Source organism: Sphingomonas nostoxanthinifaciens (assembly GCF_019930585.1).
GTDB lineage: Bacteria > Pseudomonadota > Alphaproteobacteria > Sphingomonadales > Sphingomonadaceae > Sphingomonas_I > Sphingomonas_I nostoxanthinifaciens.
Map to the genome: position 1 here is coordinate 1,911,860 of NZ_CP082839.1, position 24,617 is coordinate 1,936,476.

The following is a 24,617-nucleotide window of genomic DNA, read 5'->3' on the forward strand; positions in this document are numbered from 1 at the left end:
GGCGCGGCCCGGAAAACGCCATCGCCCGCAGTACGATATCGCACCTGCTATTGCAGCGTCGCCTCATCGCCATCGTGCGGCCCGAAGAAGCGCAGGAACTGGACCAGCAGGTCGGCGCGATCCGGCACGTCGCGCGCCTCCAGCAACGCCTGCTTGGCGGCGATGTCGAACGGCGCGATCTGCGCGATGCCGTTGACCAGCGCCTCGTCGTCCAGCCGGCCGACGCTTTCCCAATCCACCTGATAGCCGTGCCGCCGCGCGAACGCCTTGGCATGATTCTCCAGATCGGCGCGCAGGATGCTCGCCAATACCGGCTGATCCTCGTCGGCATCCTCGGCAAAATCGTCGAAGCTCGCCTCGATCTGGCGGAAAGGCGTGCCAGCATCCAGCTCGCGCACCGTGCGGAAGCGGCTCAGCCCCTCCAGCACCAGATTGAAGCGGCCGTCCTCCAGCGCCTCGACATGCGCGATGCGGCCGAGGCAGCCGATGTCGAACAAGGCTGGCCGGTCGCTCTCCTCGCCAGGCCGCGGCTGAATCATGGCGATGCGGCGATCGCGCGCCAGCGCGTCGCTGACCATCGCCCGATAACGCGGCTCGAAGATGTGCAACGGCAAATGGCTGCGCGGGAACAGCAAGGCGCCCGGCAGCGGGAAGATCGACAATCGGCTGCCGGTCTTGAGCATCAGCCGAACAATATCGCCGAGAGCCGCCGCCGCTGCGCCGCCACCCACGGATCCTCGAGCCCGGTCGCCTCGAACAAGGTGAGCAGCCGCTTGCGCGCGGCATTCTCGTTCCAGTCGCGATCCTGCGCGATCGAATCGAGCAATAGGTCCGCCGCGCCGTCGCGGTCGCCGCTCGCCATCAACGCGCCGGCGAGTTCGTAGCGCGCGTCCTGATCGGTCGGATCGGCGGCGACGCGCACGCGCAGCGCGGCGAGATCGCCGGCCAGGCCGGTCTCGCCCGCCAGCGCCACCGCTGCGCGCGCCCGCGCGATGGCGGGATCCTTCGCCTTGTCCTCGGGCAGAGCGTCCAGCACGGCCTGCGCCTCGTCGACATGACCAGCGGCGAGCAAAGCGCGCACATGGCCGCTCACCACCGCGGGATCCTCCGGCGCCATTTCGGCGAGCTGTCCGAAGATCGAGAGCGCACGCTCGGCGTCGCCCTCGGCCAGCACCTGTTCGCCCATCTCGATCAGCGGGGCGATATCCTCCTGCAATTGGTCGTCGGCACCGTTGATCGGAAGCTGGCGCAGGATCTGGTCCAGCATCTGCGTGATCTGGCCCTCCGTGCGCGCGGGCGTGAGATCGGCGACGGGCTGGCCCTGGAAGATCGCATAGACGGTCGGGATCGAGCGGACGCGGAACTGGCTCGCGATCAGCTTCTGCTGGTCGACGTCGACCTTGACCAGCTTGACGCCCTTATTGGCGTAGGCCGCAGCGACCTTCTCCAGCACCGGGCCGAGTTGCTTGCAGGGGCCGCACCATTCGGCCCAGAAATCGAGGATCACCAGCGCGTCCATCGACGGCTCGATCACGTCGCGCTTGAACGCTTCGATCTCCTCGCGCTCGGTGGCGCTCAGGCCCAGGGTCGCCAAGGGTCACATCTCCAAAACAAAGGTCGGGCATTATGTGGTCCGTTTCGCCGCCGCGACAAGCCCGCGCGTCGATGCGAAAAGGGGCTTGCGGCCTTGCAGGGTCGCAGCTATCAGCGCGCCTCACCCCCGGGGTCCACCCCGGTTGCAACGCGAGCGGGCGTAGCTCAGGGGTAGAGCACGACCTTGCCAAGGTCGGGGTCGAGGGTTCGAATCCCTTCGCCCGCTCCAGCGTCGTCATCGCTTCCGTGTGAACGGAAAGCGATCGCGGATCGCTTCGTTGAAGTAGCGCCCCTTGGATGGGGCCTTCTCCAGCTCCTCGAATATCTCGGGCGGTACGTCGCGATAGGCGTAACGGCGTCCGGTGACGAAGGTCACGTCGAGCCGGCGATCGTCTTCGTCATAAGCGGTGGCGCGGATCGCGGTGGACGGCATTAAGCGGCAACGCGCCTCCGCGCACTGCGCTCCTTCTTCTCAGCGCGTGCGCACGTAGCGCCCTGGGGCGTCCTCGATCGCGGGCAGCTTGCCCTGGCCGGGGATGCGCGCGCCGTCGGCGGCGACGTCATCGCCTGAAAGTGTATCGATCCAGCTGATCCAGTCGGGCCACCAACTTCCCTTATGCTCGGTCGCACCGGCGACGAATTCCGCCAGCGTCGGCACCTTGGCGTCGTTGGTCCAATAGCCGTATTTGTTGGCGGCGGGCGGATTGACCACGCCGGCGATGTGGCCCGAGCCCGCCAGCACGAAGCGCAGCGGGCCGGCGAAATGGTGGGTCAGCTTCCACACGCTTTCCGGCGGCGCGATATGATCCTCACGGCCGGCCTGGACGTAGCTGGGGGTGCGCACTTGGGAGAGGTCGATCGGCACCTCGGCCACGCTCAGCCCGCCCGCCTTCACCAGCAGATTGTCGCGGTAGAGATCGGACAGATAGCGCCGGTGCCATTCGGCCGGCAGATTGGTGACGTCGCTGTTCCAATGCAGCAGGTCGAACGGCGCATAATCGTTCGCCAGCAGGTAATTGTTGACGACATAGTTCCAGATCAGGTCGCGCCCGCGCAGCAAGTTGAACGTCGCGGCGAGATAACGCCCGTCGAGGAAGCCGTCGGTGGCGAAGCTGTTGATGAGGCCGATCTGGGCGTCGTCCACGAACAGCGACAGGTCGCCCGCCTGGCTGAAATCGACCTGCGCGGTGAAGAAGGTCGCGCTCGCCACCTTCTCGCCCTCGCCGCGTGCCGCAAGCCACGCCAGCAGCATCGCCATCGCGGTGCCGGCGACGCAATAGCCGATCACATGCACGCTCGGCACGTTGAGCAGGTCGCGCACCGTGTCGATCGCGTCATGCTCGCCCGCAAGGATGTAATCGTCCATCAGCGTGCCGGCCATGCTGGCGTCGGCCGACTTCCACGACACCATGAACACCGACAGCCCCTGGTCGAGCGCCCAGCGCACGAAGCTCTTCTCGGGCCGCAGGTCGAGAATGTAGAAGCGGTTGATCCATGGCGGGAAGATCAGCAGCGGCGTCGCCTTCACGTTCGGCGTCGTCGGCGCATAATGGATCAGCTGGTAGAGCGCGGTCTCCTTGACGACCTTGCCGGGCGTGGTGGCGATGTTGCGGCCGATCTCGAACGCGTCGGCGGCGGTGTGGCTGATCTGGCCGCGGCCGACGTCGGCGAGGATCCGTTCGAGCCCGACCACCAGGTTGCGGCCGCCCGTCTCGATGATCTTGTCGAACACCTGCGGGTTGGTCAGCGCGAAGTTGGATGGGCTCATCGCCTCGACGAAGTTGCGCGTGAGGAACAGCAACTGCTCCTTCTGCTTGGGATCCAGCCCCTCGACCCGTGCGATCCCGGCCAGCAGCTGGTCGGCGATCGCCGTATAGGTCTGCCGGATCATGTCGAAGATCGGCTCGCGCCATTCCACCCCGGCGAAGCGGCGGTCGCCCGTCGCGGCGGCGGCGCTTTCGGGCGACAGCGGCATCATTTTGCGCCACGTCGCGGCAGTTTCCTGCCACCACGCTTTCTGCGCAGCAAGCATCTGGTCGGTGCTCGGCAGCGGCGTCGTCGCGAGGCCGGCGGCGGTGTCGTCGCCCATCTTCAGCAACACGGACGCGCCATGTTCCATCATCAGCTGCTGCATCTCGCCGGCGATGCCGGTCCAGTGCGACATTTCCTTCAGGAGGGTGTCGGTATCCTTGGTCGCTTCATCCGCCATTGATTCTCGTCCCGGCCGCCCGAAGCCGCTATAGCGGCGCCGCTCCGGCTAGATGGGCGATCCGCGCCGCCACGGCTAGGGGCTTCGAACCGACCGAGGACATGATGACCGAGGATTTCTACCGCATCCGCCGTTTGCCCCCTTACGTGTTCGCCGAAGTGAACGCGATGAAGGCGGCGGCGCGCGCGGCGGGCGAGGACATCATCGACCTCGGGATGGGCAATCCCGACGGTGCGCCCGCGCCGCACGTGATCGAGAAATTGTGTGAGGTAGCGCGCAATCCCAATGCGCACGGCTATTCCGCCTCGTCGGGCATCCCCGGCCTGAAGAAGGCGCAGGCCGGCTATTATGCCCGGCGCTTCGGGGTCGAGCTCGATCCCGCCAAGGAAGTGGTGGTCACGCTCGGCTCGAAGGAGGGGCTCGCCAACCTTGCGCAGGCGATCACCGCGCCGGGCGACGTCGTGCTCGCGCCGAACCCGAGCTATCCGATCCACACGTTCGGCTTCATCATCGCGGGCGCCGCGATCCGATCGATCCCGGCGGCGCCGGGGCCGGATTTCTTCCGCCGGCTGGAACATGCGATCGCCTATACCGTGCCGAAGCCGTCGGTGCTGGTGATCGGCTATCCTTCCAATCCAACGGCTTACGTCGCGGACCTGAAATTCTACGAGCAGGTCGTCGCGTTTGCCAAGGAGCATAAGCTCTGGGTACTGAGCGATCTCGCTTATGCCGAAATCTATTTCGGCGACACGCCGACGCCGTCGATCCTGCAGGTGCCGGGGGCGATGGACGTGGCGATCGAGTTCACCTCGATGTCCAAGACCTATTCGATGGCGGGGTGGCGGATCGGCTTCGCGGTGGGCAACCGCACGTTGATCTCGGCGCTGACGCGCGTGAAGTCCTACCTCGATTATGGCGCCTTCACCCCGATCCAGGCGGCGGCGGTGGCGGCGATCAACGGCCCGCAGGATATCGTCGAGGCCAACCGCAAGCTCTACCGCGGCCGCCGCGACGTGCTGGTCGAAAGCTTCGGCCGGTCTGGCTGGGACATTCCGCCGCCCGACGCGTCGATGTTCGCATGGGCGCCGATCCCACCGGCATTGCACCACCTCGGCAGCCTCGAATTTTCCAAGCAGCTGCTCACCCATGCCAATGTCGCCGTGGCCCCCGGCACCGGCTTCGGCGAGGAAGGCGAGGGCTATGTGCGGATCGCCTTGGTCGAGAACGAGCATCGCATCCGCCAGGCGGCGCGCAATCTGAAGCGCTATCTCGTCAGCATGGGCGTGAACGTGCCGGCCTCGCAGGCGGTCTGAAGATCGTCACCCCGGACTTGTTCCGGGGTCCACGGCGCGTCCGGACCGCACGGCGCGGCTCCCGCCCCCCGGTGGATCCCGGAACAAGTCCGGGATGACCTTTGGTAAGGAGGTGCATCATGCGCGCGACCCCTTTAAGGACGCGCGCATGACCATCGACAAGACCTTCCACCCCGCGCAGATCGAGGCGCATTGGTATCCGCATTGGGAGACGACCGGCGCGTTCCGCCCGGCACGTGAGACGGCCGAGCCGTTCACGATCGTCATCCCGCCACCCAATGTCACGGGCTCGCTCCACATCGGCCACGCGCTCGACGTGACGCTGCAGGACATCCTCGTCCGCCATGCGCGGCTGCAGGGCAAGGATGCCCTCTGGGTGGTCGGCACCGATCACGCCGGCATCGCCACGCAGATGGTGGTCGAGCGCAACCTCGGCAGCCAGGGCGTCAAGCGGCAGGATATGAGCCGCGCAGCCTTCATCGAGCATGTGTGGGAGTGGAAGGCGCAGTCAGGTGGCGCGATCACCGGCCAACTCCGCCGCCTCGGCGCATCGTGCGACTGGGCGAACGAGCGCTTCACGATGGATGCCGGCTTCTCCAAGGCGGTTTCGCACGTCTTTGTCGAGCTTTACCGGCAGGGGCTGCTGTATCGTGACAAGCGGCTGGTCAATTGGGATCCGCATTTCCGCACCGCAATCTCGGACCTTGAGGTCGAGACCAAGGAGCGCCACGGCCAATTCTGGCACCTGACCTATCCGTTGGAGGACGGCTCGGACACGATCTCGGTCGCGACCACGCGGCCCGAGACGATGCTGGCCGACATGGCAATCGCGGTCCATCCGGACGATGCGCGCTACACTGCATTGGTGGGCAAGCGCATCCGCCTGCCGATCACCGGCCGCCTGATCCCGATCGTCGCCGACGAGCATGCCGATCCGGAGCTCGGTTCGGGCGCGGTGAAGATCACACCAGGCCACGATTTCAACGACTTCGAAGTGGGTGTTCGCGCCGGGATCAAGCCTGCGGACATGCTCAACATGCTCGATGCCGATGCGAAGGTGGCGCAGACCGCCGACGGGCTGATCCCCGCCGACCTGATCGGGCTCGACCGGTTCGAGGCGCGCGACACGATCGTGGCGCTGCTGGCCGAGGCGGGCGCGCTGGAGAAGGTCGAGGATCGCGTGATCCAGACGCCTTATGGCGATCGCTCGGGTGTAGTGATCGAGCCGTGGCTGACCGACCAATGGTATGTCGACGCGCAGACGCTCGCTGGCCCGGCGCTGGACGCAGTGCGCTCGGGCGACATCCGCGTCGTTCCCGAGACGTGGAAGAAGACCTGGTATAACTGGCTGGAAAATATCCAGCCATGGTGCGTCAGTCGCCAATTGTGGTGGGGGCACCAGATCCCGGCATGGTATGACGAGGACGGCCAGGTCTACGTCGCAGAAGACGAGGCGGCGGCGCAGGCGCAAGCCGGCAACAAACGACTGACCCGCGACAGCGACGTGCTCGACACGTGGTTCTCGTCGGCGCTGTGGCCGTTCGGCACGCTCGGCTGGCCGGAGCATGGCGCCGATCAAGCCCTCTCCCCGGCGGGGAGAGGGTTGGGTGAGGGGGAGCGAGGCGCAGCCGAGCACGCCCCGTCGGCGTCGGACACCCTCACCCAACCCTCTCCCTCAAGGGAGAGGGCTGAAGGGAACTCGCTTCTCTCGCGCCATTATCCCAACGACGTGCTGATCTCGGGCTTCGACATCCTGTTCTTCTGGGATGCGCGCATGGCGATGCAGGGCCTTCATTTCATGAAGGAAAAGCCCTGGAAGACGCTCTACCTGCACGGGCTCGTCCGCGACGCGAACGGCGCCAAGATGTCGAAGTCGAAGGGCAACACCGTCGACCCGCTCGGCCTGATCGAGAAATATGGCGCCGATGCGCTGCGCTTCACGCTGGCGGCGATGGAGAGCCAGGGGCGCGACATCAAGCTCGATGAGAAGCGTGTCGAGGGCTATCGAAACTTCGCGACCAAGCTGTGGAACGCCGCACGCTTCGCGCAGGGCCAGGGAATCGGCGGATCGACCACGCTGGAGCCGCCGGCCGCGACGCTGGCGGTCAATCGCTGGATCCTCGCCGAGGCGGTGAAGACCATCCAGGCGCTCGATCTCGCCATCGCCGACCTGCGTTATGACGAGATGGCGAACACCATCTATCACTTCGTGTGGGATACGTTCTGCGACTGGTATCTGGAGCTTATCAAGCCGGTCCTGCAGGACGAAGGTGCCGAGGGCGCGGGCGAGACGCGCGCGGTGGCGGGCTGGGTGCTCGATCAGATCCTGATCCTGCTCCACCCGTTCATGCCGTTCATCACCGAGGAGCTCTGGCACAAGCTTGCGGAGCGCGACCACGACATCATCGTCGCGCACTGGCCGATGGCCGATGCGCGCGCGATCGATCCGGACGCGGTCGCCGAGGTGGAGTGGTTGATCCGGCTGATCAGCGAGATCCGCTCGGCGCGCACCGAGCTGAACGTGCCGCCGGGCGCGCGCCTGCCGCTGGCGGTGAACGATGCCGGCGTGGCGACCGCCGGCCGGCTCGCGCGCAACCTGTCAACGCTCCAGCGGCTCGCCCGCGTCGCCGAGCTGGCGGATCAGGTCGCGCCGGGCGGGGCGGCACAGATCGTGGTGGACGAAGCGACGTTCGTTCTGCCCCTCCAAGGCGTGATCGATCTCGCCGCCGAGCGTGGGCGCCTCGACAAGGCGGCAGCGGCGGCGGAGAAGGAGGCGGCGGGGCTCGCCGGCCGGCTCGGCAACCCGGCATTCGTCGAGAAGGCCAAGCCCGAGGCCGTCGCCAAGGCGCGCGAGGACCACGCCGCCAAGACCGCCGAGGCGGAGCGGCTGCGCGCTGCGCTCGCAAGGCTGGGGTGAGCGGCGGGTTCAACCGGTTTTGAGCGTCACCCCGGACTTGTTCCGGGGTCCACGCCGGCCGAGCGCGTATCGCTCGTTCCGAACGCGCCTCGCCGGCCGCCCGGTGGACCCCGGAACAAGTCCGGGGTGACGTGGGCGCTTGAAGGCGGCCTACGGAACGATCTGGTAGATCACCGTCACCCGCGCGGTGGTCTCGATCGGCTGCGGGGTCAGGGCCATCGGGACGGGGGGTGGCGGCGGTGGCGGTGCGGGAACCGACATGATCGACGGCGCGTCGACGCGGCTTCCGCTCAGCACGATGTCGTCGCTGCCGAACAGGCCCCCAAAGCTGCCGTCGGTCGCCTGGATGATCGGGCCGAGATGGACGCCGGCGGCGGCGGCCACCGCCTGCGCCTGGGCGCGCGCGGCGGCGAATGCCTCGGTCATCGCCGCGCGGCGCGCGGCGGCGTCGTCGCTGACCTGGAAGGTCTGGATATGCGGGTTGGTGCCACCGAGCCGACCGATCAGGCCGACGATCGTCCCCGCATCCTTCACCGCGCCGGTCCGCACGCGCACGAACAGGTCGGCGGTGTAGCCGACGATCGCGCACTCGCCGGTCGAAAGGTGCGGGTTGCCAAAGCCGCGGGTGTTGCAGTCGCGCCCGCGCACCTCGCCGACCGACACGTTGCTCGCCTGCGGCTGGGCCTTGAACGTCGCGAGGCCGCCGTCGATCGCCACGCGTTTCGCCACCAAGGCCCGCACCGCCTCGTCGGAGGTCGTGCCCTCGCCATGGACCGTATAGCTGATCTCGGCGCGGTCGGGCATGGTCGAGGCATGGCCGTTCGCGCTGACGACGATCCGGGGCGGTGGCGTGTCGGCGGCCTGCGCCACCGCGGGCATCAAAGTCAGCACCAGAACCAGCGTCCGCATGCATCCTCCTCGATCGCTTCGTCGTCGCGCGCACAATAGCGCGGAGCGTGGCTGGCCAAAAGCGGCCGTGCACGGCAAAGCATAGGCCGAGGGGAATGACGAGATGGCGACACCGCCCAAGACGAGACCGCAAGCGCGCGACCTGACCAGCGGGCCGATCGGCCGCACCTTGCTGCTGTTCGCACTGCCGACGCTGGGCGCCAACGTGCTGCAGTCGCTCAACGGCTCGATCAACGCCATCTGGATCGGGCGGCTGCTGGGCGAGAGCGCGCTGGCGGCGACCTCCAACGCCAATCTCGTCATGTTTCTGATGTTCTCGCTCGGCTTCGGCTTCGGCATGGCGGCGACGATCCTCGTCGGCCAGAGCATGGGTGCGCGCGACATCGTCGGCGCGCGGCGCGCCTTCGGCACCGCTATGGGGTTGTTCACGATCGTCTCGGTGGTGATCGCCGTCGCCGGCTGGCTGCTCGCGCCGCACCTGTTGCGGCTGCTGTCGACGCCGCCGGCGGCGCAGGCCTTCGCGCTCGCTTATCTGCGCGTGATCTTCCTCGCGCTGCCGCCGATGTTCCTCGGCCTGATGATCTCGATGGCGCTGCGCGGCACCGGCGATTCGATCACGCCCTTCTGGTTCATGATCCTGAACGTCGCGATCGACGCCGGGCTCAACCCTTTCTTCATCCGCGGCTTCGGCCCGCTGCCGCCGCTGGGCATCGCCGGCTCTGCGATGACGACGCTGATCGCCAACTATGTCGTGCTGATCGGCGTCACGATCTACATCTACGCGCGCAACCTGCCGATCCGCCTGCGCGGAAGCGAATGGCGCTTCCTGCTGCCCGATCCGGCCTTGCTCAGGGTGATCGTGGTCAAGGGGCTGCCGATGGGCCTGCAGATGCTGGTCATGTCCTTTTCCGCGCTGGTGATGATCGGGCTGGTCAACCGCGCGGGCGTGGAGACGACCGCCGCCTATGGCGTCGCGCAGCAATTATGGACCTATGTGCAGATGCCGGCGATGGCGATCGGCGCGGCGGTCTCGGCCATGGCTGCGCAGAATATCGGTGCGCGCCGCTGGGATCGCGTCGGCCGCATCACCACGGTGGGGGTAGCGGTGAACGTCGCCATGACCGCGGCGATCCTGCTCGTGATCTTCGTGTCGGATCATGCGACGATGGCCTTGTTCGTCGGCCGTGGCAGCCCCGCCATCCCGATCGCGATCCACATCCAGAAGATCGCGAGCTGGAGCTTCATCCTGTTCGGCATCACGTTGGTGCTGTTCGCCACCGTGCGCGCCAACGGCGCGGTGTTCGCGCCTTTGCTGATCCTCGCCTTCGGCGTGTTCGTCGCGCGCATCGCCTTTGCCTGGGCGCTGATGCCGCGCTTCGGCACCGAGGTGTTGTGGTGGAGCTTCCCGTTCGGATCGAGCATCACGGCGGTGATGGCGGTGCTCTACTATCGCTATGGCAACTGGCGCGCGCGTGGGCTGGTCGGCGCGACGATCGAGGCGGAGGCGGCGCAGGATCAGGCGAGCGCCGACGGCGAGGCAGGCGGGCGGCTGAACCCTGCGGCGTGAGCGTCGTTCACCACGTGCCCGAATTGACGCGGCACCCCGGCGACCCTATCTCCGCGCGGTTCTGACGTTGGGAACGCGGACCCGGTTCTTCCGGCTTCCGCGTGTCATCTTTTTTTGGGAAATCGCATGTTCGCCGGCATTGCCAAGGCCATCTTCGGGTCGTCCAACGACCGCTACGTCAAGTCGATGCAGCCGGTCGTGGCCAAGATCGCCTCCTATGAAGCGGCGGTGCAGGCGCTGTCGGACGATGAGCTGGCCGCGCAGACGGTGCGCTTCCGCGAGCGGCTGGCGGCGGGCGAAACGCTCGACGCGCTGCTGCCCGAGGCGTTCGCGACCGTGCGCGAGTCCGCCAAGCGCGTGCTTGGCCAGCGCCATTACGATGTCCAGATGATCGGCGGCATCACGCTCCATCGCGGCGAGATCGCCGAGATGCGCACCGGCGAGGGCAAGACGCTGGTGGCAACCCTGGCGGTCTACCTCAACGCGTTGACGGGGCAGGGCGTCCACGTCGTCACCGTGAACGATTATCTCGCCAGCCGCGACGCGGGCTGGATGGGCCAGGTCTATCGCTTCCTCGGGCTTACCGTGGGCGTGATCGTGCCCAACCTGTCGGACGAACAAAGGCGCGACGCCTATAACAGCGACATCACCTACGGCACGAACAACGAGTTCGGCTTCGATTACCTGCGCGACAACATGAAGTATGACCGCGCGCAGATGGTGCAGCGGCCGTTCGCCTACGCCGTGGTCGACGAGGTCGACTCGGTCCTGATCGACGAGGCACGCACGCCGCTCATCATCTCCGGCCCGACTGAGGATCGATCGGAGCTGTACATGCAGGTCGACGCCATCGTGAAGGTGATGGATTCGGGCGATTACGAGCATGACGAGAAGGCGCGCTCGGTGATCCTGACCGAGGACGGCACCGAGCGTATGGAGCGCGCGCTGGAGGCGGCCGGGCTGCTCCAGGGCGACAATCTCTACGATTTCGAGAATACGCAGGTCGTCCACCATCTGAACCAGGCGCTGCGGGCGAATGTCGCGTTCAAGCGCGACACCGATTACATCGTCAAGGACGGCAAGGTCGTCATCATCGACGAGTTCACCGGCCGCATGATGGACGGGCGGCGCTGGTCCGACGGGCTCCACCAGGCGGTCGAGGCCAAGGAGGGCGTCAATATCGAGCCCGAGAACCAGACGCTCGCCTCGATCACCTTCCAGAATTATTTCCGCATGTACCCGAAGATCGGCGGCATGACCGGCACCGCCGCGACCGAGGCGCACGAATTCTACCAGATCTACAAGATCAACGTCGTCTCGATCCCGACCAACATCCCGGTCAAGCGGATCGACGAGGAAGACGAATTCTACAAGAATATCCGCGACAAATATGCTGCGATCGCCAAGTCGATCCGCAGCAAGCAGGATAGCGGCCAGCCGGTGCTGGTCGGCACCGTGTCGATCGAGAAGTCGGAACTGCTGTCCGAATATCTGACGGCGGAGGGCGTCCGCCACAACGTGCTCAACGCGCGCCATCACGAGCAGGAATCGCACCTCGTGGCGCAGGCGGGCCGGCTTGGCGCCGTCACCATCGCCACCAACATGGCCGGTCGCGGCACCGACATTCAGCTCGGCGGCAATCTCGAGATGCGGCTGATCGACGAGCATGCCGATCTCGAGATCGGCACGCCGGAGTTCGACGCCGCCGCCGCGCGCATCAAGGCCGAGATCGCGGTCGAGAAGGAGGCGGTGCTCGCCGCCGGCGGCCTGTTCGTGCTCGGCACCGAGCGGCACGAGAGCCGGCGTATCGACAATCAGCTCCGCGGCCGTTCGGGCCGGCAGGGCGATCCGGGCCTCAGCCGCTTCTACCTCAGTCTCGACGACGATCTGATGCGGATCTTCGGCCCGCAGACGATGTTCGCCAAGATGCTGAACAAGAATCTGGAGGATGGCGAGGCGATCGTCTCGCCGTGGATTTCCAAGGCGATCGAGACCGCGCAGCGCAAGGTCGAGGCGCGCAACTACGATATCCGCAAGCAGGTCGTCGAGTATGACGACGTGATGAACGACCAGCGCAAAGTCGTCTACGAGCAGCGCTCGGACATCATGGATGCCGAGGCGGTCGACGACGTCGTCGCCGACATGCGCGCCGAGACGATCAACGCGATCGTCGCCGATGCCTGCCCCGCCGGCTCCTATCCCGAGCAGTGGAATATCGAGGGCCTGAAGGAGTCGGTCAGCTCGATCTTCGACCTCCAGCCGCCGATCGACGACTGGATAAAGGAGGAGATGCTCGAGCCCGAATTGCTCGCCACCCGCATCGCCGAGGCGGCGGCCGAGGTGCTCGACGCGCGCAAGGCCGAGGTCGGCCCCGAAAGCTGGGGCGGCATCGAGAAGAGCGTGCTGCTGCAGACGCTCGATCATCACTGGAAGGAGCATCTGTCGACGCTCGATGCGCTCCGCCAGGTGATCCACCTGCGCGCTTATGCGCAGAAGACGCCGATCAACGAATATAAGCAGGAGGCGTTCGCGCTGTTCGAGCGCATGCTGTCGGCGATCCGCGAGGACGTGACGCGGACGATCAGCACGATCCGCTTCAACTTCGCACCCCCGGCGGACTTCGCGCAATTGCCGCCGATGCCGGATTTCGTGACGACCCACTTCGATCCGCTCAGCGGGCTGGATGATACGTTCGATCGCGATGCGGGCACGATGGGCTATATCACGGCGAGCATGCCGCCGCTGCAGATCGCGCAGCCGGACATGCCGACCGAACTCGGCAGCGATCCGGCCGATTGGGTCGGCAAGGTCAGCCGCAACTCGCCGTGCCCCTGCGGAACGGGCCGCAAGTACAAGCATTGCCACGGCCAGCTATAGGGCATCTGCGCCATTCTCCGGCGAAAGCCGGAGCCCAGTATTGCCGGCTGTAGCGTTCGACGATCTGGGCTCCGGCTTTCGCCGGAGCACAGGCTGATGCGAGGCTCAGGCGCTCACGCGCGCTTGAACGGCTTCAGATAGAGCCAGATATAGGCGACGGTCGCGCCCAGCACGACCACGGCGGCGATATGCTCGACATAGTCAGGCGTGCCCGATGCGGCGCCGTTCTTGACCGCATTGTTGCCCAGCCAGTTGGCGACGGCGCAGCCGATCGAGGCGCCGAGATATTGCCAGATGCTGTCCTGCGGCTCGCCCTCGCCCGACGAACGCTGCAGAAACAGCACGATAAGGCCCGCGAAGATCGCGACCGTCACCCAATCATAAACTGTTTCCACGCGATCCTCGCCTCTTGCCCCGAATGCTCAATGCCATGCCCGGCGTGCGGCAACAATCGTCATGTGACCACGCCGCCCCGCGCGAAGCGCTCGTCGCGCCACGCCTCGCTGGCGATCGTCTCGCCAAGGATTTCAACGGCCTGCCATATATCCTCATAACGAAGCGTAAGCGGGGTAAGTCCGAAACGGGCAATATCGGGCGTTCGGAAGTCGCCGATCACACCCTTTGCGATCGCCGCGCGCACGATTTCGACGGCGTGCGGATGACGAAAGGCGGCGTGGCTGCCGCGTTGCCCCGCATCGGTCGGACCGATCAGGGCGAGGCCGGGGCAGCACGCGCGTAGTCGCTCGGCGAACAGGTCGTAGAGCCGGCATGCCTTCGCCCAGATTGCGTGCCGGTCGGCCTCCAGCATCAGATCGACCCCGATTTCCAGTGCCAACAGCCCGAGAACCGGCGGCGTGCCTGCCTGGAAGCGACCGATATCGATCGACGGTCTGAAGTCGGCGGTAAAGTCGAACGGTGCGGCATGGCCCCACCAGCCGGCGATGGGCGAGGCCAAGCGCGCCTGCAGATGGCGCGCGACGTAGAGGAAGGCCGGCGCGCCGGGGCCGCCATTGAGATATTTATAACCGCAGCCGACCGCCAGCTCGACTCCGTCGCGACCCAGATCGAGCGGCACTGCTCCGACGCTATGGCTAAGATCCCAGACGATCCGCGCACCCTGTGCGCGCGCTGCGCCCGTGAGCGCGGCCAGATCGTGGCGCGCGGCGGTGCGGTAATCGACATGGGTGACGACCGCCGCCGATACGTCGTCCGTAAACGCGCCGGCCAGATCGGCGGCGGGTATGACCCGAAACGGGCGGCTGAGCTGCGTGGCGACGGCGCGGGCGACATAGGCGTCGGTGGGGAAGCCGTCCGCCTCGACCACGATCGCTCCATCGCGATCGGCCGCGGCGGCCATCAGCAGCTTGTAGAGATTGACCGAGGTCGAGTCCGCCACGACTACCTCGTCCTCGGCCGCGCCGATCAGCCGCGCGATCTTCGCGCCAACCCGTCGCGGCGCCTCGGCCCAGCCGGCATCGTTCCAGCTGCGGATCAGACCCTCGCCCCATTCGCGCGCGACCGCGTCGCCCAGGCGTGCGGCGGTGGCGTGGGGCAGCGCTCCAAGCGAATTGCCGTCGAGATAGATGATGCCGTCGGGCAATGCGAAGCGCGCGCGGAATTTGCGGAGCGGATCGGTCGCGTCCCAGTCGCGTGCCTCGTCGAGCGTCGTCATGGGCTCCCTGTTGCGGCCTGCGTCGCGCTCGGGCAAGCACGTGCTTGATAAGGGAGACGTCATGGCGGGTGCGCGGACGGTCGCGGTCGAGGAGCAGGGGCGCGATCACGGGCTGGTCCGCGGCATCGGCATATTCGGCATGGCCGCGGCGATCACCAACGAGGTGATCGGATCGGGCGTCTACCGCCTGCCGGCGTCGATGGCGGCGGCGGCGGGTGCCGCGGCGCCGCTGGCCTATGTCGCCTGCCTGATCGCGATGGGCGCGATCGTGCTGTGTTTCGCCGAGGCGGGCAGCCGCGTGCCGACCAGCGGCGGCCCCTATGGCTATGTCGAGGCGGCGTTCGGGCCGCTGGCCGGCTTCGTCGCGGGCGTGCTCGTCTGGCTGTCGGCCCTGCTCGCCTGCGGCGGAGTCGCCGCAGCGGTGGCCGACATCCTAGGCGCTGCCGTGCCCGCGCTCAGCGACGCGCTGCCGCGCGGCCTGTTCATCGTCGCATTGCTCGGCGGCATGGCGTGGGTGAACATTCGCGGTGCGGATACGGCGGCGCGCTTCATCGGCGTCACCACGCTCATCAAGCTGGTGCCGCTGGGCCTGTTCCTCATCGTTGGCGGCATCGCGCTGGCGAGCGGGCACGGCGCCACCACCGCCGTCACGGCGCCGCCGGTCACGACGATCGATCGTGCCGCATTGCTCGCCTTCTTCGCGCTGTCCGGAATGGAGACGCCGCTCTCGGCCTCGGGCGAGGTGCGCGATCCGGCGCGCAACGTGCCGCGCGCGCTGCTGCTGGCGATGGGCGGCATCGGCCTGCTCTATATCGGCGTGCAGATCGTGGCGGACGGACTGCTGGGGGCAGGACTGGCCGCCTCGAAGACACCGCTGGCGGATGCGATGGGGACGATCGGGGCGGGCTGGCGCGTGCCGTTGCTGGCGGGCGCATTCCTGTCGATGCTGTTCTGGATCGGCAGCGACCTGCTCGGCGCGCCGCGCGTGCTGTTCGCGCTCTCGCGCGATCGCCTGCTGCCTGCCGCGTTCGGGCGGCTGCACCCGCGTTGGCATACGCCGCACGTGGCGATCCTCTTCCACGCCGGGCTCGCCATCCTGCTCGCGCTCAGCGGCACTTACGAGGCGCTGGCGATCCTCTCGACGCTGACGATCGCGCCGCTCTACTTCGGCGCCTGCGCCTCGGCCTGGGTGCTGCGTCGGCGCGACGTGGCGGTCATGGGCGAGGCGTTGCGATTGCCGGCGCTGCCGGTTGTGGCGCTGGTCGGGATGGCGAGTACGATCGCATTGGTTGCCTTCGGACGCCTGGCTGAGGTCGCTGCGCTGGCCGGGGTATTGGCGGGCAGCGCGTTGATCTACGCGATCATGCGCCGCCGCTGACGCCGCGCTTAGCGCAGCGCCGTTTCGATCGCCTCGACGGCCGCGGCCCACGCCTTGCTGCCGGGCGCGATCTCTTCGACATGCCCCTCGGCCGGCACGACGATACGGCGGAGGGGCGCGCCGGTGCGGCGGGTATAGGCTTCGGCCGTGGCGGGTGGGGCGATGCGATCGACCGCGCCGTTGATCGCGACCAGCAGGATCGCCGGCTGGGGCAGCCGCGCCGGCGAGGTATCGGCATAGACGTCCGGCCGGGCCGTACCCGGCGCACCGACCAGCCGCGGCACCGCGTCGGGCCCGCATGTATCGCCGGGCGGCTGGGCGGCAGCCTCGAGATCGGGCAGGCCGCCGAGGCTGATCACCCCGTGGAGCGGCAGCGGATGGGACGATCGCAACACGCTATTCTTCGGCAGTCCCGCGCGCGCCGCCAGCCACAGCGCGAGATGGCCGCCGGCCGAGTGGCCGACCGCGACCACCCGATCGAGCCGCAACCCATAACGCGTCGCCGCGTCCCGCAAGGCATCCGCGCCGGCTGCCACGTCGTGAAAGGTGCCCGGATAACCGCCACCGGGCCGGTCGACCCCGCGATATTCGACGTTCCACACCGCAATGCCGCGCCGCGCGAGATCGGCCGCCGCCCAGTCCATCAGTTTCGCCTCGGCGATGTCGGTCTGCCAGCAGCCGCCATGCACCATCAGCACCACCGGGTGCGGCCCCTTCGACGCGGGCAGCCACAAATCGGCGAACTGCAGCGGATCGGCGCCATAGGCGATCCGCACCGCACCGGTCGGGCGCGGGCGGCTGGTCAGATCGGCCCAGGTCAGCGTTCCCGCCACCGCGGCTCCCCCCATCAGCGCGGCCGCCAGCGCAAGCCCAAGTCGTCGCATCATCACGCGATGATCTTTGCCAGCCCTTTGGACAGTTGCAAGGCGCCGTGCAGCTGCTGCTCGCCCGTCTCCCACGCGCGGGTGATGACGAGCTTGCTGTCAGGGCGGAGCTTGGCCGTGCCCTTCAGCCGCTCGACATAGGCCAGCAGCCCCGGCAGATCGGGGAAATTGTTCTCGAAGAAGCTGACGAGCGCGCCCTTCGGCCCGACGTCCATCTTGGCGATGCACGCCGTGCGGCAGTTGAGCTTGGTCTCGATCACGGTCAGCAGATTCTGCGTCGCCTCGGGCAGCGGGCCGAAGCGGTCGATCATCTCGGCCGCGAACGCCTCGATCTGGCCCTTGTCCTCCAGCTCGTTCATCCGACGATAGAGGCCCATGCGCAGATCGAGATCGATCACATAATCGTCGGGGATCAGGATCGGCGCGTCGACGGTGATCTGCGGCGAGAATTCCTTGGTGCGCGCCGCCTCGGCGATGCCGCCGGCCTTCGCCTCGAGGATCGCATCCTCCAGCATCGATTGGTAGAGTTCGAAGCCGACCTCCTTAATATGCCCCGATTGCTCGTCGCCGAGCAAATTGCCCGCGCCGCGAATATCGAGATCGTGGCTGGCGAGCTGGAAGCCCGCCCCCAGCGAATCGAGATTCTGCAGGATGTGCAGCCGCTTCTCCGCCGTCTCGGTCACGATCCGGTTCGCCGGCGTAGTGAGATAGGCATAAGCGCGCGTCTTCGAGCGGCCGACGCGTCCGCGCAGCTGATAGAGCTGGGCGAGGCCGAAGCGGTCGGCGCGGTGCACGATCAACGTGTTGGCCGACGGGATGTCGAGCCCGCTCTCGACGATCGTGGTCGACAGCAGCACGTCGAACTTCTTGTCATAGAAGGCGCTCATCCGTCCCTCGATCTCGCCGGCCGGCATCTGGCCGTGGGCGACGACGAAGCGGACCTCGGGCACCTCCTTGCGCAGGAACTCCTCGATGTCGGGCAGGTCGGCGACGCGCGGCGCCACGAAGAAGCTCTGGCCGCCGCGATAATGCTCGCGCAGCAACGCCTCGCGGATCACCACCGGGTCCCACGGCGCCACATAGGTGCGCACCGCGAGGCGGTCGACGGGCGGGGTCTGGATCACCGACAGCTCGCGCAGGCCGCTCATCGCCATTTGCAGCGTCCGCGGGATCGGCGTCGCGGTGAGGGTGAGGACGTGGACGTCGGCCTTGAGGTTCTTCAGCCGCTCCTTGTGGGTGACGCCGAAGCGCTGTTCCTCGTCGACGATGACGAGGCCGAGCTGCTTGAACTCGACGCCCTTGGCCAGCACCGCATGCGTACCGACGACGATATCGATCGTGCCGTTGGCCAGCCCCTCCTTGGTGCGCTTCATCTCGGCGGCGGGGACGAGGCGCGACATGCGGCCGATCTCGATGGGAAAACCGCGCATCCGCTCGGCGAAATTGGTCGCGTGCTGGCGGGCGAGCAGGGTGGTCGGGCAGACGACCGCGACCTGCATGCCGGCCATCGTCGCGACGAAGGCGGCGCGCATCGCCACCTCGGTCTTGCCGAAGCCGACGTCGCCGACGACCAGCCGGTCCATCGGCTTGCCCGCGGCGAGATCTTCGAGCGCCTCGCCGATCGCCTTGTCCTGATCGTCGGTCTCTTCGTACGGGAAGCGGTCGGCGAAGGCCATGTAGGCGCTGTCGGTATGCGCGGCGTCGGCGACGCGAAGCGCGCGCTGGGCGGCGGTCGCCATCAGCTCGCCCGCAATCTCGCGGATGCGCTCCTTCATGCGCGACTTGCGCCGCTGCCATGCTTCGCCGCCGAGCTTGTCGAGCGTGCCGCCTTCCTCGCTGCCGTAGCGCGAGAGCACTTCGAGATTCTCGACCGGCACGTAGAGCTTGTCGCCGCCGGAGTAGGACAGGGCGACGCAATCGTGCGGCGCCTTGCCGACCGGAATCTGCATCAGTCCTTCGTAGCGGCCGATGCCATGATCGCGGTGGACGACGAGATCGCCGGGTGAAAGCGTCGCCAACTCGGCGAGGAAGGCGTCGGCCGATTTACGGCGGCGCTGGCGCCGCACCAGCCGATCGCCGAGCATGTCCTGCTCGGTCAGCAGCGCCACGTCGGGGGTGGTGAAGCCGTGATCGAGCGGCAGCACCGCCAGCGCGACCGAGCCGGGCTTGAACGCCGAGCCCAACGCATCGTGCCAGTCCTCGGCCAGCATCGCGCCATCGAGCCCGTGATCGTTGAGCAGCCCGCGCAGGCGGTCGCGCGCGCCGTTGGAATAGCTCGCCAGCACGACCTTGTGCTTGGATCGGCCGAGCGCGCGGCAATGCTCGACCACCGCCTCGTAGACGTTGGCATTCTGCGCGCGCTCGGGCGCGAAATCGCGCGGGCCGTCGACGCCGAAGTCGATCACGCGCTCGCTGTCGGGCTCGTGAAAGGGGGTGGTCAGGTGGATCGGGCGATCGGCGATCGCCGTCTTCCACTCGCGGCTCATCAGATAGAGTTCGCTGGGCCCGAGCGGGCGATAGCTGCCCGGATCGGCCTTCAGCGCGCGCTGACGGTTCTGGTAGTAATCCTCGATGCTGTCGAAGCGCCCATCGGCGGCGCCGTCGGCACCCGCATCGCGCACGATCAGATCGTCAGACGCGAGGTGATCGAACAGGGTCGCCAGCCGCTCCTCGATCAGCGGCAGCCAATGTTCCATCCCGGCGAGGCGCCGGCCCTCCGACAGCGCCTGGTAGAGCGGATCGCCGGTGGCGTTGGCGCCGAACTTCTCACGATAGCGGGTGCGGAAGCGCTTGATCCCCTCCGGATCGAGCAAAGCCTCCGACGCGGGCAGCAAGGTGAAGCCGTCGATCTGGGCGGTGGTGCGCTGGTCCTCGGGATTGAACTGGCGCAGGCTCTCAATCTCGTCGCCGAAGAAGTCGAGCCGGAGCGCGAGGCTCTCGCCCGCCGGGAACAGGTCGACCAAGCCGCCGCGTACGGCGTAATCGCCCGCCTCGTGCACCGTATCGACGCGGACGTAGCCGTTGGCCTGGAGCAGCTCGGCCAGTGCGTCGCGATCGATCCGCTCGCCGGGCGCGAGCGTGGCGGACAATTGGCGGAGGCGGAATGGCGTCAGCGTGCGCTGGGTCGCGGCGTTGACCGTGGTGACCAGCAGCTGCGGCTTGTCGGTCTTGCGCTGGAGCGCATGCAGCGCCGCCAATCGTTCCGAGGTGCTGCGCAGCGACGGCGAGGCGCGGTCGTAGGGCAGACAATCCCATGCGGGAAAGGTGACCGTCTCCAGCTCGGGTGCGAAGTAACGGGCGGCGTCGGCCAGCCCACGCATCGCGCTTTCGTCGGGGGCGATGAACACCGCGCGGCCTTTCGCGGCCCGGGCGAGATCCGCCATCAGCCACGGCAGGAAGCCCGCCGGCGCACCGGCGAGGGTAAGCGGTTCGCCGGCCTTCAGGATGCGACCCAGGTCAGGCATGTGCGGTGCCGCCTTGCGTTCCAGCACCAGCGCGTCCTTGCCTTCAGCCATTACCGCTCCACCGGAATATAATCGAGCTGCTGCATCCGCTGCATCAGCGATCCCTGCCAGCGTTCGGGCACGGGCAGGGTTCCGATCGCCCACGCCATGATCTCGACATCCTCCTCGTCGAGCAGCGCCTCGAACCAGGCGAGCTCGGGCTCGTCCCACGCCTCGGCGAAGCGATCGCAGAAGCCGCCGATCATCAGATCGGCTTCCTTGGTACCGCGATGCCAGGCGCGGAAGCGCAGGCGCTTGAGGCGGACGGTGCGATCCAGAGGAAACTCCATGGGGCAATGCCGGCAGCCGCTATGCGGCGCCGGTGACGGGGGCTAAGGCTGCTGCATCTAGTCATGCGGCCCGACATTCTCAATCCGCTGTTCGCCGAGGTGGAGGTGCTCAAGGGCATCGGCCCGGCACTGGCCAAGCCTTTGGCGCGGCTGGGGTTGAAGCGTGTCGTCGACCTGCTGTTCCACCTTCCGACCGGCTGGATCGACCGCAAGGCGGTCGATGCGCTGGACGAGGCCGACGTGGGCGCGGTGGTGACGCTCGCGGTCACGCCGACCGACTATCGCCTTGGTGGCAGCGCGCGCGCGCCGGCGCGCGTGATCGCGCAGGATGGCGCGGGCAATGTCGTCGCCCTCGTCTTCTTCGGCGGTGGTTCGGGCTATGCCAAGAAGCTGTTGCCGCTCGGCGAGACATGCACCGTGTCGGGCAAGCTCGAACGCTACGACCAGTGGTTGCAGATCGTCCATCCCGAGGTGATGACGCGCGACGAGGCCGCCGCTTTGCCGCCGCGCGAGGCGGTCTATCCTTTGTCCGAGGGGCTGTCGGGCAAGCGCCTCGCCGCGCTCATCGCGCAGGCGATCGAGCGTGCGCCCGATCTGCCCGAGTGGATCGAGCCGAGCCTGCGCGCACGCCATCAATGGCCCGCATGGCGCGACGCTTTGGTCAGCCTGCATGCCGATCCCGCCGACGCCAAGGCGCGGGAGCGGCTGGCTTATGACGAACTGTTCGCCAACCAGCTTGCGCTCAGCCTCGTCCGGGCATCGGCGCGGCGGCGGCGTGGATCGCCGCTCGTCGGCGACGGGCGACTCCGCGCGCGGCTGGCGCTGCCTTATACGCCGACCGGCGCGCAGACGCGCACCATCGCCGAGATCGAGGGCGATCTGGTGCAGTCCGCGCCGATGGTGCGGCTGCTGCAGGGCGATGTCGGGGCAGGCAAGACGCTGGTAGCGCTCATGGCGCTGCTGATCGCAGTCGAGGCGGGCGCGCAGGGCGCGTTGCTCGCCCCGACCGAGATCCTCGCGCGCCAGCATTACGACAATCTCACGCGGTTGCTGGGGCCGACGGGGGTCAGCGTCGCCATCCTCACCGGCCGCGACAAGGGCCGCGGCCGCGAGGCGACGTTGATGGGGCTCGCCGACGGATCGATCGACATCCTCGTCGGCACCCACGCCATCTTCCAGGAGGCGGTACGCTACAAGCGGCTCGGGCTGGCGGTGGTGGACGAGCAGCACCGCTTCGGCGTCGCCCAGCGCATGCTGCTGACGCAGAAAGCGGAGAAGCCGCCGCACCTGCTTGCCATGACCGCGACGCCAATCCCACGCACGCTGACGCTCAGCCAATATGGCGAGATGGACGTGAGCCGGCTCGACGAGCTGCCACCGGGCCGCCAGCCGATCGAGACGCGCGTCATCTCCGAGGATCGCCTCGGCGAGGTCGCCGACGGGCTCGCCCGCCATCTCGCCACCGGCGCGCAGGCCTATTGGGTGTGCCCGCTGGTCGAGGAAAGCGAGGTGAGCGACCTCGCCGCCGCCGAGAGCCGGGCCGCGGCATTGCGCGCGCGGCTGGGCGATGCGGTCGGCCTCGTCCACGGGCGGATGAAGGGGCCGGAGAAGGATGCGGTGATGGCGGCGTTCGCCGCCGGCCGGCTCGGGCTGCTCGTTGCGACGACCGTGATCGAGGTGGGCGTCGACGTACCCAACGCCACGCTGATGGTGATCGAACATGCCGACCGCTTCGGCCTCGCCCAACTTCACCAGCTTCGCGGGCGGGTGGGGCGGGGCGAGGGGCGTTCGGTCTGCGTATTGCTGCGCGGGGCGATGCTCGGCGAGACGGCACGCGCGCGGCTGGCGCTGCTGCGCGAGAGCAATGACGGTTTCCGCATCGCCGAGGAGGATCTGCGCCTGCGCGGCAGCGGCGAGATCCTCGGCACGCGTCAATCGGGTGAGGCTGCGTTCCGTCTGGCGAATGTCGAGCAGACCTCCGCCTTCATCGGTGCCGCGACCGACGATGCCCGCCTGTTGATCGACCGCGACGGCGGGCTGGAAGCGCCGCGCGGGCAGGCGGCGCGCACCGCGCTCTATCTGTTCGAGCGCGATGCGGCGGTGGGGTTGCTGCATTCGGGGTGACGGGCCGCTGCGCGGGACCGGCTATGCGATGCGGCCCGGCCGATCGCGGAGCGCATGAAGCAGCTTCAGGTAGGACTTGAGCAGGGCATAATGGATCTTCACCACGGCGGGATCGGTCGCCTTCTGGGCCATTCCCAGCTCGTCGTCGGCCCGCCTTTCGAAATAGGCCCGATCGTCACGCATCACTCAATGCTCTCCTATCTCGTCTGGAGATTATGGCGCTTCCGATGCGGTCGCACCTAATCAGGTTAGGCCACCCATAAAGTTGAGGCGGCCCGTTGCACTCCGTTCGAGGGCGGAAACCCTGGGCGACGTTCGTGCGATCCGACGATAGAGGGCGGGCGGATTGGCGATGGCAAGCGCCCGCCCGTGCGAGGCGATATCGCCCGCGCGACGCATGGCCTGAAGCGTTCGATTGACGTGGACCGCCGTGAGGCCGAGCAGATCGGCCAGCACCTCCTGCGTGAGCGGCAGGGCATATTGTCCGCCCTCGGTCAGGCCGGCGAGGTCCATTCGCTCGAGCAACTCGAGCATCAGGTCGATCATGCGCTCATGCGCGTCGAGCCGCCCGAGCCGGGTGATGTGTCCGATCAGATGCACCTCGTCCAGCGCGCGGCTGAGCGCGTAGGCACGCGCGAGCGTGGGAGATGCGGCACGATCCGGCGCGACGCACAGCTGGAGATCGGTGATCGCCACGATCGAGCAGCTTGCGAGCGGGCGTTCCTGATCGCACAGCCCGATGAGATCGCCCGGCAGGAGCAGGCCGATGATCTGCCGGCGGCCATCCTCCAATTGTCGGAACCGCGCCGCCCAGCCGTCGAGGACGAGCAGGGTCTCGTTGATCTCGGCGCCCTCGGCCAGAACGTCGCGCCGCGCCGCGACCATGCGTGCGCGGTTCATGGCGCGCTGCAACGCGGTTCGGGCGGGCTCGTCCAGCGCGGTGAGTGCCGAGAGACGGCGAAACGCGGGCTCCGTGCCGAACTCTGCTTCCAGCAGGCGGCTCATGCGGCGGCCGTCGCGGCGCATAGCCGCTCTACCGTCAGCAGCATGGTCCGCTCCAGAAACGGCTTGGTGACGCGCGGGATGGGGCGGTAAGCGGCGGGAAGCGCCCAGTCATCGTAGCCGGTCAGGAAGAGATAGGGGATGGCCCGCTCGGTCAGCCGGTCGGCAATTGCGTAAGAAAAGATGCCCTCGAGATTGACGTCGAGCACCGCGGCATCGAGCGATTCGCACTCGATCAGCGACAGGCCGGCTTCCAACGCCGCCACCGGCCCGATCACGGTCGCATCGGCGCTGGTCAGAAGACGCTTCAGATCAGATGCGATGTAATATTCGTCTTCTACGACGAGGATGCGTTTGCCAGTAAGTTCCCTGCCCATCG

The 24,617-nt window shown here is 67.6% G+C and carries 19 protein-coding genes and 1 tRNA gene; 7 read left to right on the plus strand and 13 right to left on the minus strand.

The genetic code is table 11. The features are described 5' to 3' along the window. Positions 1-47: 47 nt before the first annotated feature. Together K8P63_RS09155 and K8P63_RS09160 are read right to left on the minus strand one after the other, a co-directional pair. Positions 48-683: an LON peptidase substrate-binding domain-containing protein gene (locus K8P63_RS09155; protein ID WP_223799494.1), complete on the minus strand. Its 636-nt coding sequence runs from the start codon at positions 681-683 to the stop codon at positions 48-50. After that, complete coding sequence (locus K8P63_RS09160) at positions 683-1,579, minus strand: tetratricopeptide repeat protein (RefSeq protein ID WP_223799793.1); 897 nt, start codon at positions 1,577-1,579, stop codon at positions 683-685. The genes K8P63_RS09155 and K8P63_RS09160 overlap by 1 nt, the downstream gene beginning before the upstream one ends. 168 nt (positions 1,580-1,747) lie before the next feature. Here K8P63_RS09160 and K8P63_RS09165 point away from each other — a divergent pair. Then, positions 1,748-1,822: transfer RNA gene (locus tag K8P63_RS09165), tRNA-Gly, on the plus strand. A 6-nt stretch (positions 1,823-1,828) separates the two neighbouring features. On the opposite strand, the gene K8P63_RS09170 is transcribed toward K8P63_RS09165, so the two are convergent. Continuing rightward, the gene (locus K8P63_RS09170) at positions 1,829-2,026 is read right to left on the minus strand and encodes a KTSC domain-containing protein (RefSeq protein WP_223799495.1); all 198 of its coding nucleotides are present in this window, start codon (positions 2,024-2,026) and stop codon (positions 1,829-1,831) included. A 39-nt stretch (positions 2,027-2,065) separates the two neighbouring features. Beyond that, the gene (locus K8P63_RS09175) at positions 2,066-3,802 is read right to left on the minus strand and encodes a PHA/PHB synthase family protein (RefSeq protein ID WP_223799496.1); all 1,737 of its coding nucleotides are present in this window, start codon (positions 3,800-3,802) and stop codon (positions 2,066-2,068) included. A gap of 104 nt (positions 3,803-3,906) precedes the next feature. On the opposite strand from K8P63_RS09175, the gene K8P63_RS09180 reads away from it, so the two are divergent. Further along, entirely contained in the window at positions 3,907-5,115 is a 1,209-nt protein-coding gene (locus K8P63_RS09180; RefSeq protein WP_223799497.1) for an LL-diaminopimelate aminotransferase, read from the plus strand. A gap of 148 nt (positions 5,116-5,263) precedes the next feature. Further along, the gene (locus K8P63_RS09185; protein ID WP_223799498.1) at positions 5,264-8,032 is read left to right on the plus strand and encodes a valine--tRNA ligase; all 2,769 of its coding nucleotides are present in this window, start codon (positions 5,264-5,266) and stop codon (positions 8,030-8,032) included. 150 nt (positions 8,033-8,182) lie between these two features. Here the strand turns inward: K8P63_RS09185 and K8P63_RS09190 are convergent, their stop codons facing one another. After that, positions 8,183-8,941: an SIMPL domain-containing protein gene (locus K8P63_RS09190; RefSeq protein ID WP_223799499.1), complete on the minus strand. Its 759-nt coding sequence runs from the start codon at positions 8,939-8,941 to the stop codon at positions 8,183-8,185. Between the two features lie 103 nt (positions 8,942-9,044). Between K8P63_RS09190 and K8P63_RS09195 the strand changes: the two genes are divergently transcribed. Then, positions 9,045-10,508 (plus strand): MATE family efflux transporter, encoded by a 1,464-nt coding sequence (locus K8P63_RS09195; protein WP_223799500.1) that lies wholly within the window; start codon positions 9,045-9,047, stop codon positions 10,506-10,508. 126 nt (positions 10,509-10,634) lie between these two features. Next, entirely contained in the window at positions 10,635-13,385 is a 2,751-nt protein-coding gene (gene secA, locus K8P63_RS09200) for a preprotein translocase subunit SecA (RefSeq protein WP_223799501.1), read from the plus strand. A gap of 113 nt (positions 13,386-13,498) precedes the next feature. On the opposite strand, the gene K8P63_RS09205 is transcribed toward secA, so the two are convergent. Both K8P63_RS09205 and kynU read right to left on the minus strand, forming a co-directional pair. Beyond that, positions 13,499-13,780, minus strand: coding sequence for an XrtV sorting system accessory protein (locus K8P63_RS09205; RefSeq protein ID WP_223799502.1), 282 nt, complete (start codon positions 13,778-13,780; stop codon positions 13,499-13,501). Positions 13,781-13,839: 59 nt separating this feature from the next. Continuing rightward, positions 13,840-15,057: a kynureninase gene (gene kynU, locus K8P63_RS09210; protein WP_223799503.1), complete on the minus strand. Its 1,218-nt coding sequence runs from the start codon at positions 15,055-15,057 to the stop codon at positions 13,840-13,842. Between the two features lie 61 nt (positions 15,058-15,118). Here kynU and K8P63_RS09215 point away from each other — a divergent pair, with 61 nt between their 5' ends. Further along, a complete protein-coding gene (locus K8P63_RS09215; protein WP_223799504.1) occupies positions 15,119-16,435 on the plus strand; it encodes an APC family permease in 1,317 nt (438 codons plus the stop codon). A gap of 8 nt (positions 16,436-16,443) precedes the next feature. Here K8P63_RS09215 and K8P63_RS09220 read toward each other — a convergent pair whose 3' ends face one another. The 3 genes from K8P63_RS09220 to K8P63_RS09230 are packed head-to-tail and all read right to left on the minus strand — an operon-like array spanning position 16,444 to position 21,112. Further along, positions 16,444-17,322, minus strand: coding sequence for an alpha/beta hydrolase family protein (locus tag K8P63_RS09220; protein ID WP_223799505.1), 879 nt, complete (start codon positions 17,320-17,322; stop codon positions 16,444-16,446). Beyond that, the gene (gene mfd, locus K8P63_RS09225; RefSeq protein WP_223799794.1) at positions 17,322-20,783 is read right to left on the minus strand and encodes a transcription-repair coupling factor; all 3,462 of its coding nucleotides are present in this window, start codon (positions 20,781-20,783) and stop codon (positions 17,322-17,324) included. The genes K8P63_RS09220 and mfd overlap by 1 nt, the downstream gene beginning before the upstream one ends. Positions 20,784-20,833: 50 nt before the next feature. Beyond that, positions 20,834-21,112 (minus strand): FAD assembly factor SdhE, encoded by a 279-nt coding sequence (locus K8P63_RS09230; protein ID WP_223799506.1) that lies wholly within the window; start codon positions 21,110-21,112, stop codon positions 20,834-20,836. Positions 21,113-21,175: 63 nt separating this feature from the next. On the opposite strand from K8P63_RS09230, the gene recG reads away from it, so the two are divergent. Next, positions 21,176-23,236 (plus strand): ATP-dependent DNA helicase RecG, encoded by a 2,061-nt coding sequence (recG, locus tag K8P63_RS09235; protein ID WP_223799507.1) that lies wholly within the window; start codon positions 21,176-21,178, stop codon positions 23,234-23,236. A gap of 21 nt (positions 23,237-23,257) precedes the next feature. On the opposite strand, the gene K8P63_RS09240 is transcribed toward recG, so the two are convergent. From K8P63_RS09240 to K8P63_RS09250, 3 genes are read right to left on the minus strand one after another with little or no spacing between them, the layout of a single operon-like run. Next, positions 23,258-23,419, minus strand: coding sequence for a hypothetical protein (locus K8P63_RS09240; protein WP_223799508.1), 162 nt, complete (start codon positions 23,417-23,419; stop codon positions 23,258-23,260). Positions 23,420-23,479: 60 nt separating this feature from the next. After that, positions 23,480-24,262 carry a Crp/Fnr family transcriptional regulator gene (locus tag K8P63_RS09245; RefSeq protein WP_223799509.1) on the minus strand — a complete coding sequence of 261 codons (783 nt, stop codon included), beginning with the start codon at positions 24,260-24,262 and terminating at the stop codon, positions 23,480-23,482. Continuing rightward, positions 24,238-24,615 carry a response regulator gene (locus K8P63_RS09250; RefSeq protein WP_223799510.1) on the minus strand — a complete coding sequence of 126 codons (378 nt, stop codon included), beginning with the start codon at positions 24,613-24,615 and terminating at the stop codon, positions 24,238-24,240. The genes K8P63_RS09245 and K8P63_RS09250 overlap by 25 nt, the downstream gene beginning before the upstream one ends. Positions 24,616-24,617 lie beyond the last annotated feature (2 nt).

What these genes read in the sequence shown, in the direction of transcription:
- K8P63_RS09155 (WP_223799494.1), bottom strand. Translation starts at nt 683, where the DNA reads ATGCTCAAGACCGGCAGCCGATTGTCGATCTTCCCGCTGCCGGGCGCC.
- K8P63_RS09170 (WP_223799495.1), bottom strand. Translation starts at nt 2,026, where the DNA reads ATGCCGTCCACCGCGATCCGCGCCACCGCTTATGACGAAGACGATCGC.
- K8P63_RS09175 (WP_223799496.1), bottom strand. Translation starts at nt 3,802, where the DNA reads ATGGCGGATGAAGCGACCAAGGATACCGACACCCTCCTGAAGGAAATG.
- K8P63_RS09180 (WP_223799497.1), top strand. Translation starts at nt 3,907, where the DNA reads ATGACCGAGGATTTCTACCGCATCCGCCGTTTGCCCCCTTACGTGTTC.
- K8P63_RS09185 (WP_223799498.1), top strand. Translation starts at nt 5,264, where the DNA reads ATGACCATCGACAAGACCTTCCACCCCGCGCAGATCGAGGCGCATTGG.
- K8P63_RS09190 (WP_223799499.1), bottom strand. Translation starts at nt 8,941, where the DNA reads ATGCGGACGCTGGTTCTGGTGCTGACTTTGATGCCCGCGGTGGCGCAG.
- K8P63_RS09195 (WP_223799500.1), top strand. Translation starts at nt 9,045, where the DNA reads ATGGCGACACCGCCCAAGACGAGACCGCAAGCGCGCGACCTGACCAGC.
- secA (WP_223799501.1), top strand. Translation starts at nt 10,635, where the DNA reads ATGTTCGCCGGCATTGCCAAGGCCATCTTCGGGTCGTCCAACGACCGC.
- kynU (WP_223799503.1), bottom strand. Translation starts at nt 15,057, where the DNA reads ATGACGACGCTCGACGAGGCACGCGACTGGGACGCGACCGATCCGCTC.
- K8P63_RS09215 (WP_223799504.1), top strand. Translation starts at nt 15,119, where the DNA reads ATGGCGGGTGCGCGGACGGTCGCGGTCGAGGAGCAGGGGCGCGATCAC.
- K8P63_RS09220 (WP_223799505.1), bottom strand. Translation starts at nt 17,322, where the DNA reads ATGATGCGACGACTTGGGCTTGCGCTGGCGGCCGCGCTGATGGGGGGA.
- mfd (WP_223799794.1), bottom strand. Translation starts at nt 20,783, where the DNA reads ATGCCTGACCTGGGTCGCATCCTGAAGGCCGGCGAACCGCTTACCCTC.
- K8P63_RS09230 (WP_223799506.1), bottom strand. Translation starts at nt 21,112, where the DNA reads ATGGAGTTTCCTCTGGATCGCACCGTCCGCCTCAAGCGCCTGCGCTTC.
- recG (WP_223799507.1), top strand. Translation starts at nt 21,176, where the DNA reads ATGCGGCCCGACATTCTCAATCCGCTGTTCGCCGAGGTGGAGGTGCTC.
- K8P63_RS09240 (WP_223799508.1), bottom strand. Translation starts at nt 23,419, where the DNA reads ATGCGTGACGATCGGGCCTATTTCGAAAGGCGGGCCGACGACGAGCTG.
- K8P63_RS09245 (WP_223799509.1), bottom strand. Translation starts at nt 24,262, where the DNA reads ATGCGCCGCGACGGCCGCCGCATGAGCCGCCTGCTGGAAGCAGAGTTC.
- K8P63_RS09250 (WP_223799510.1), bottom strand. Translation starts at nt 24,615, where the DNA reads ATGGGCAGGGAACTTACTGGCAAACGCATCCTCGTCGTAGAAGACGAA.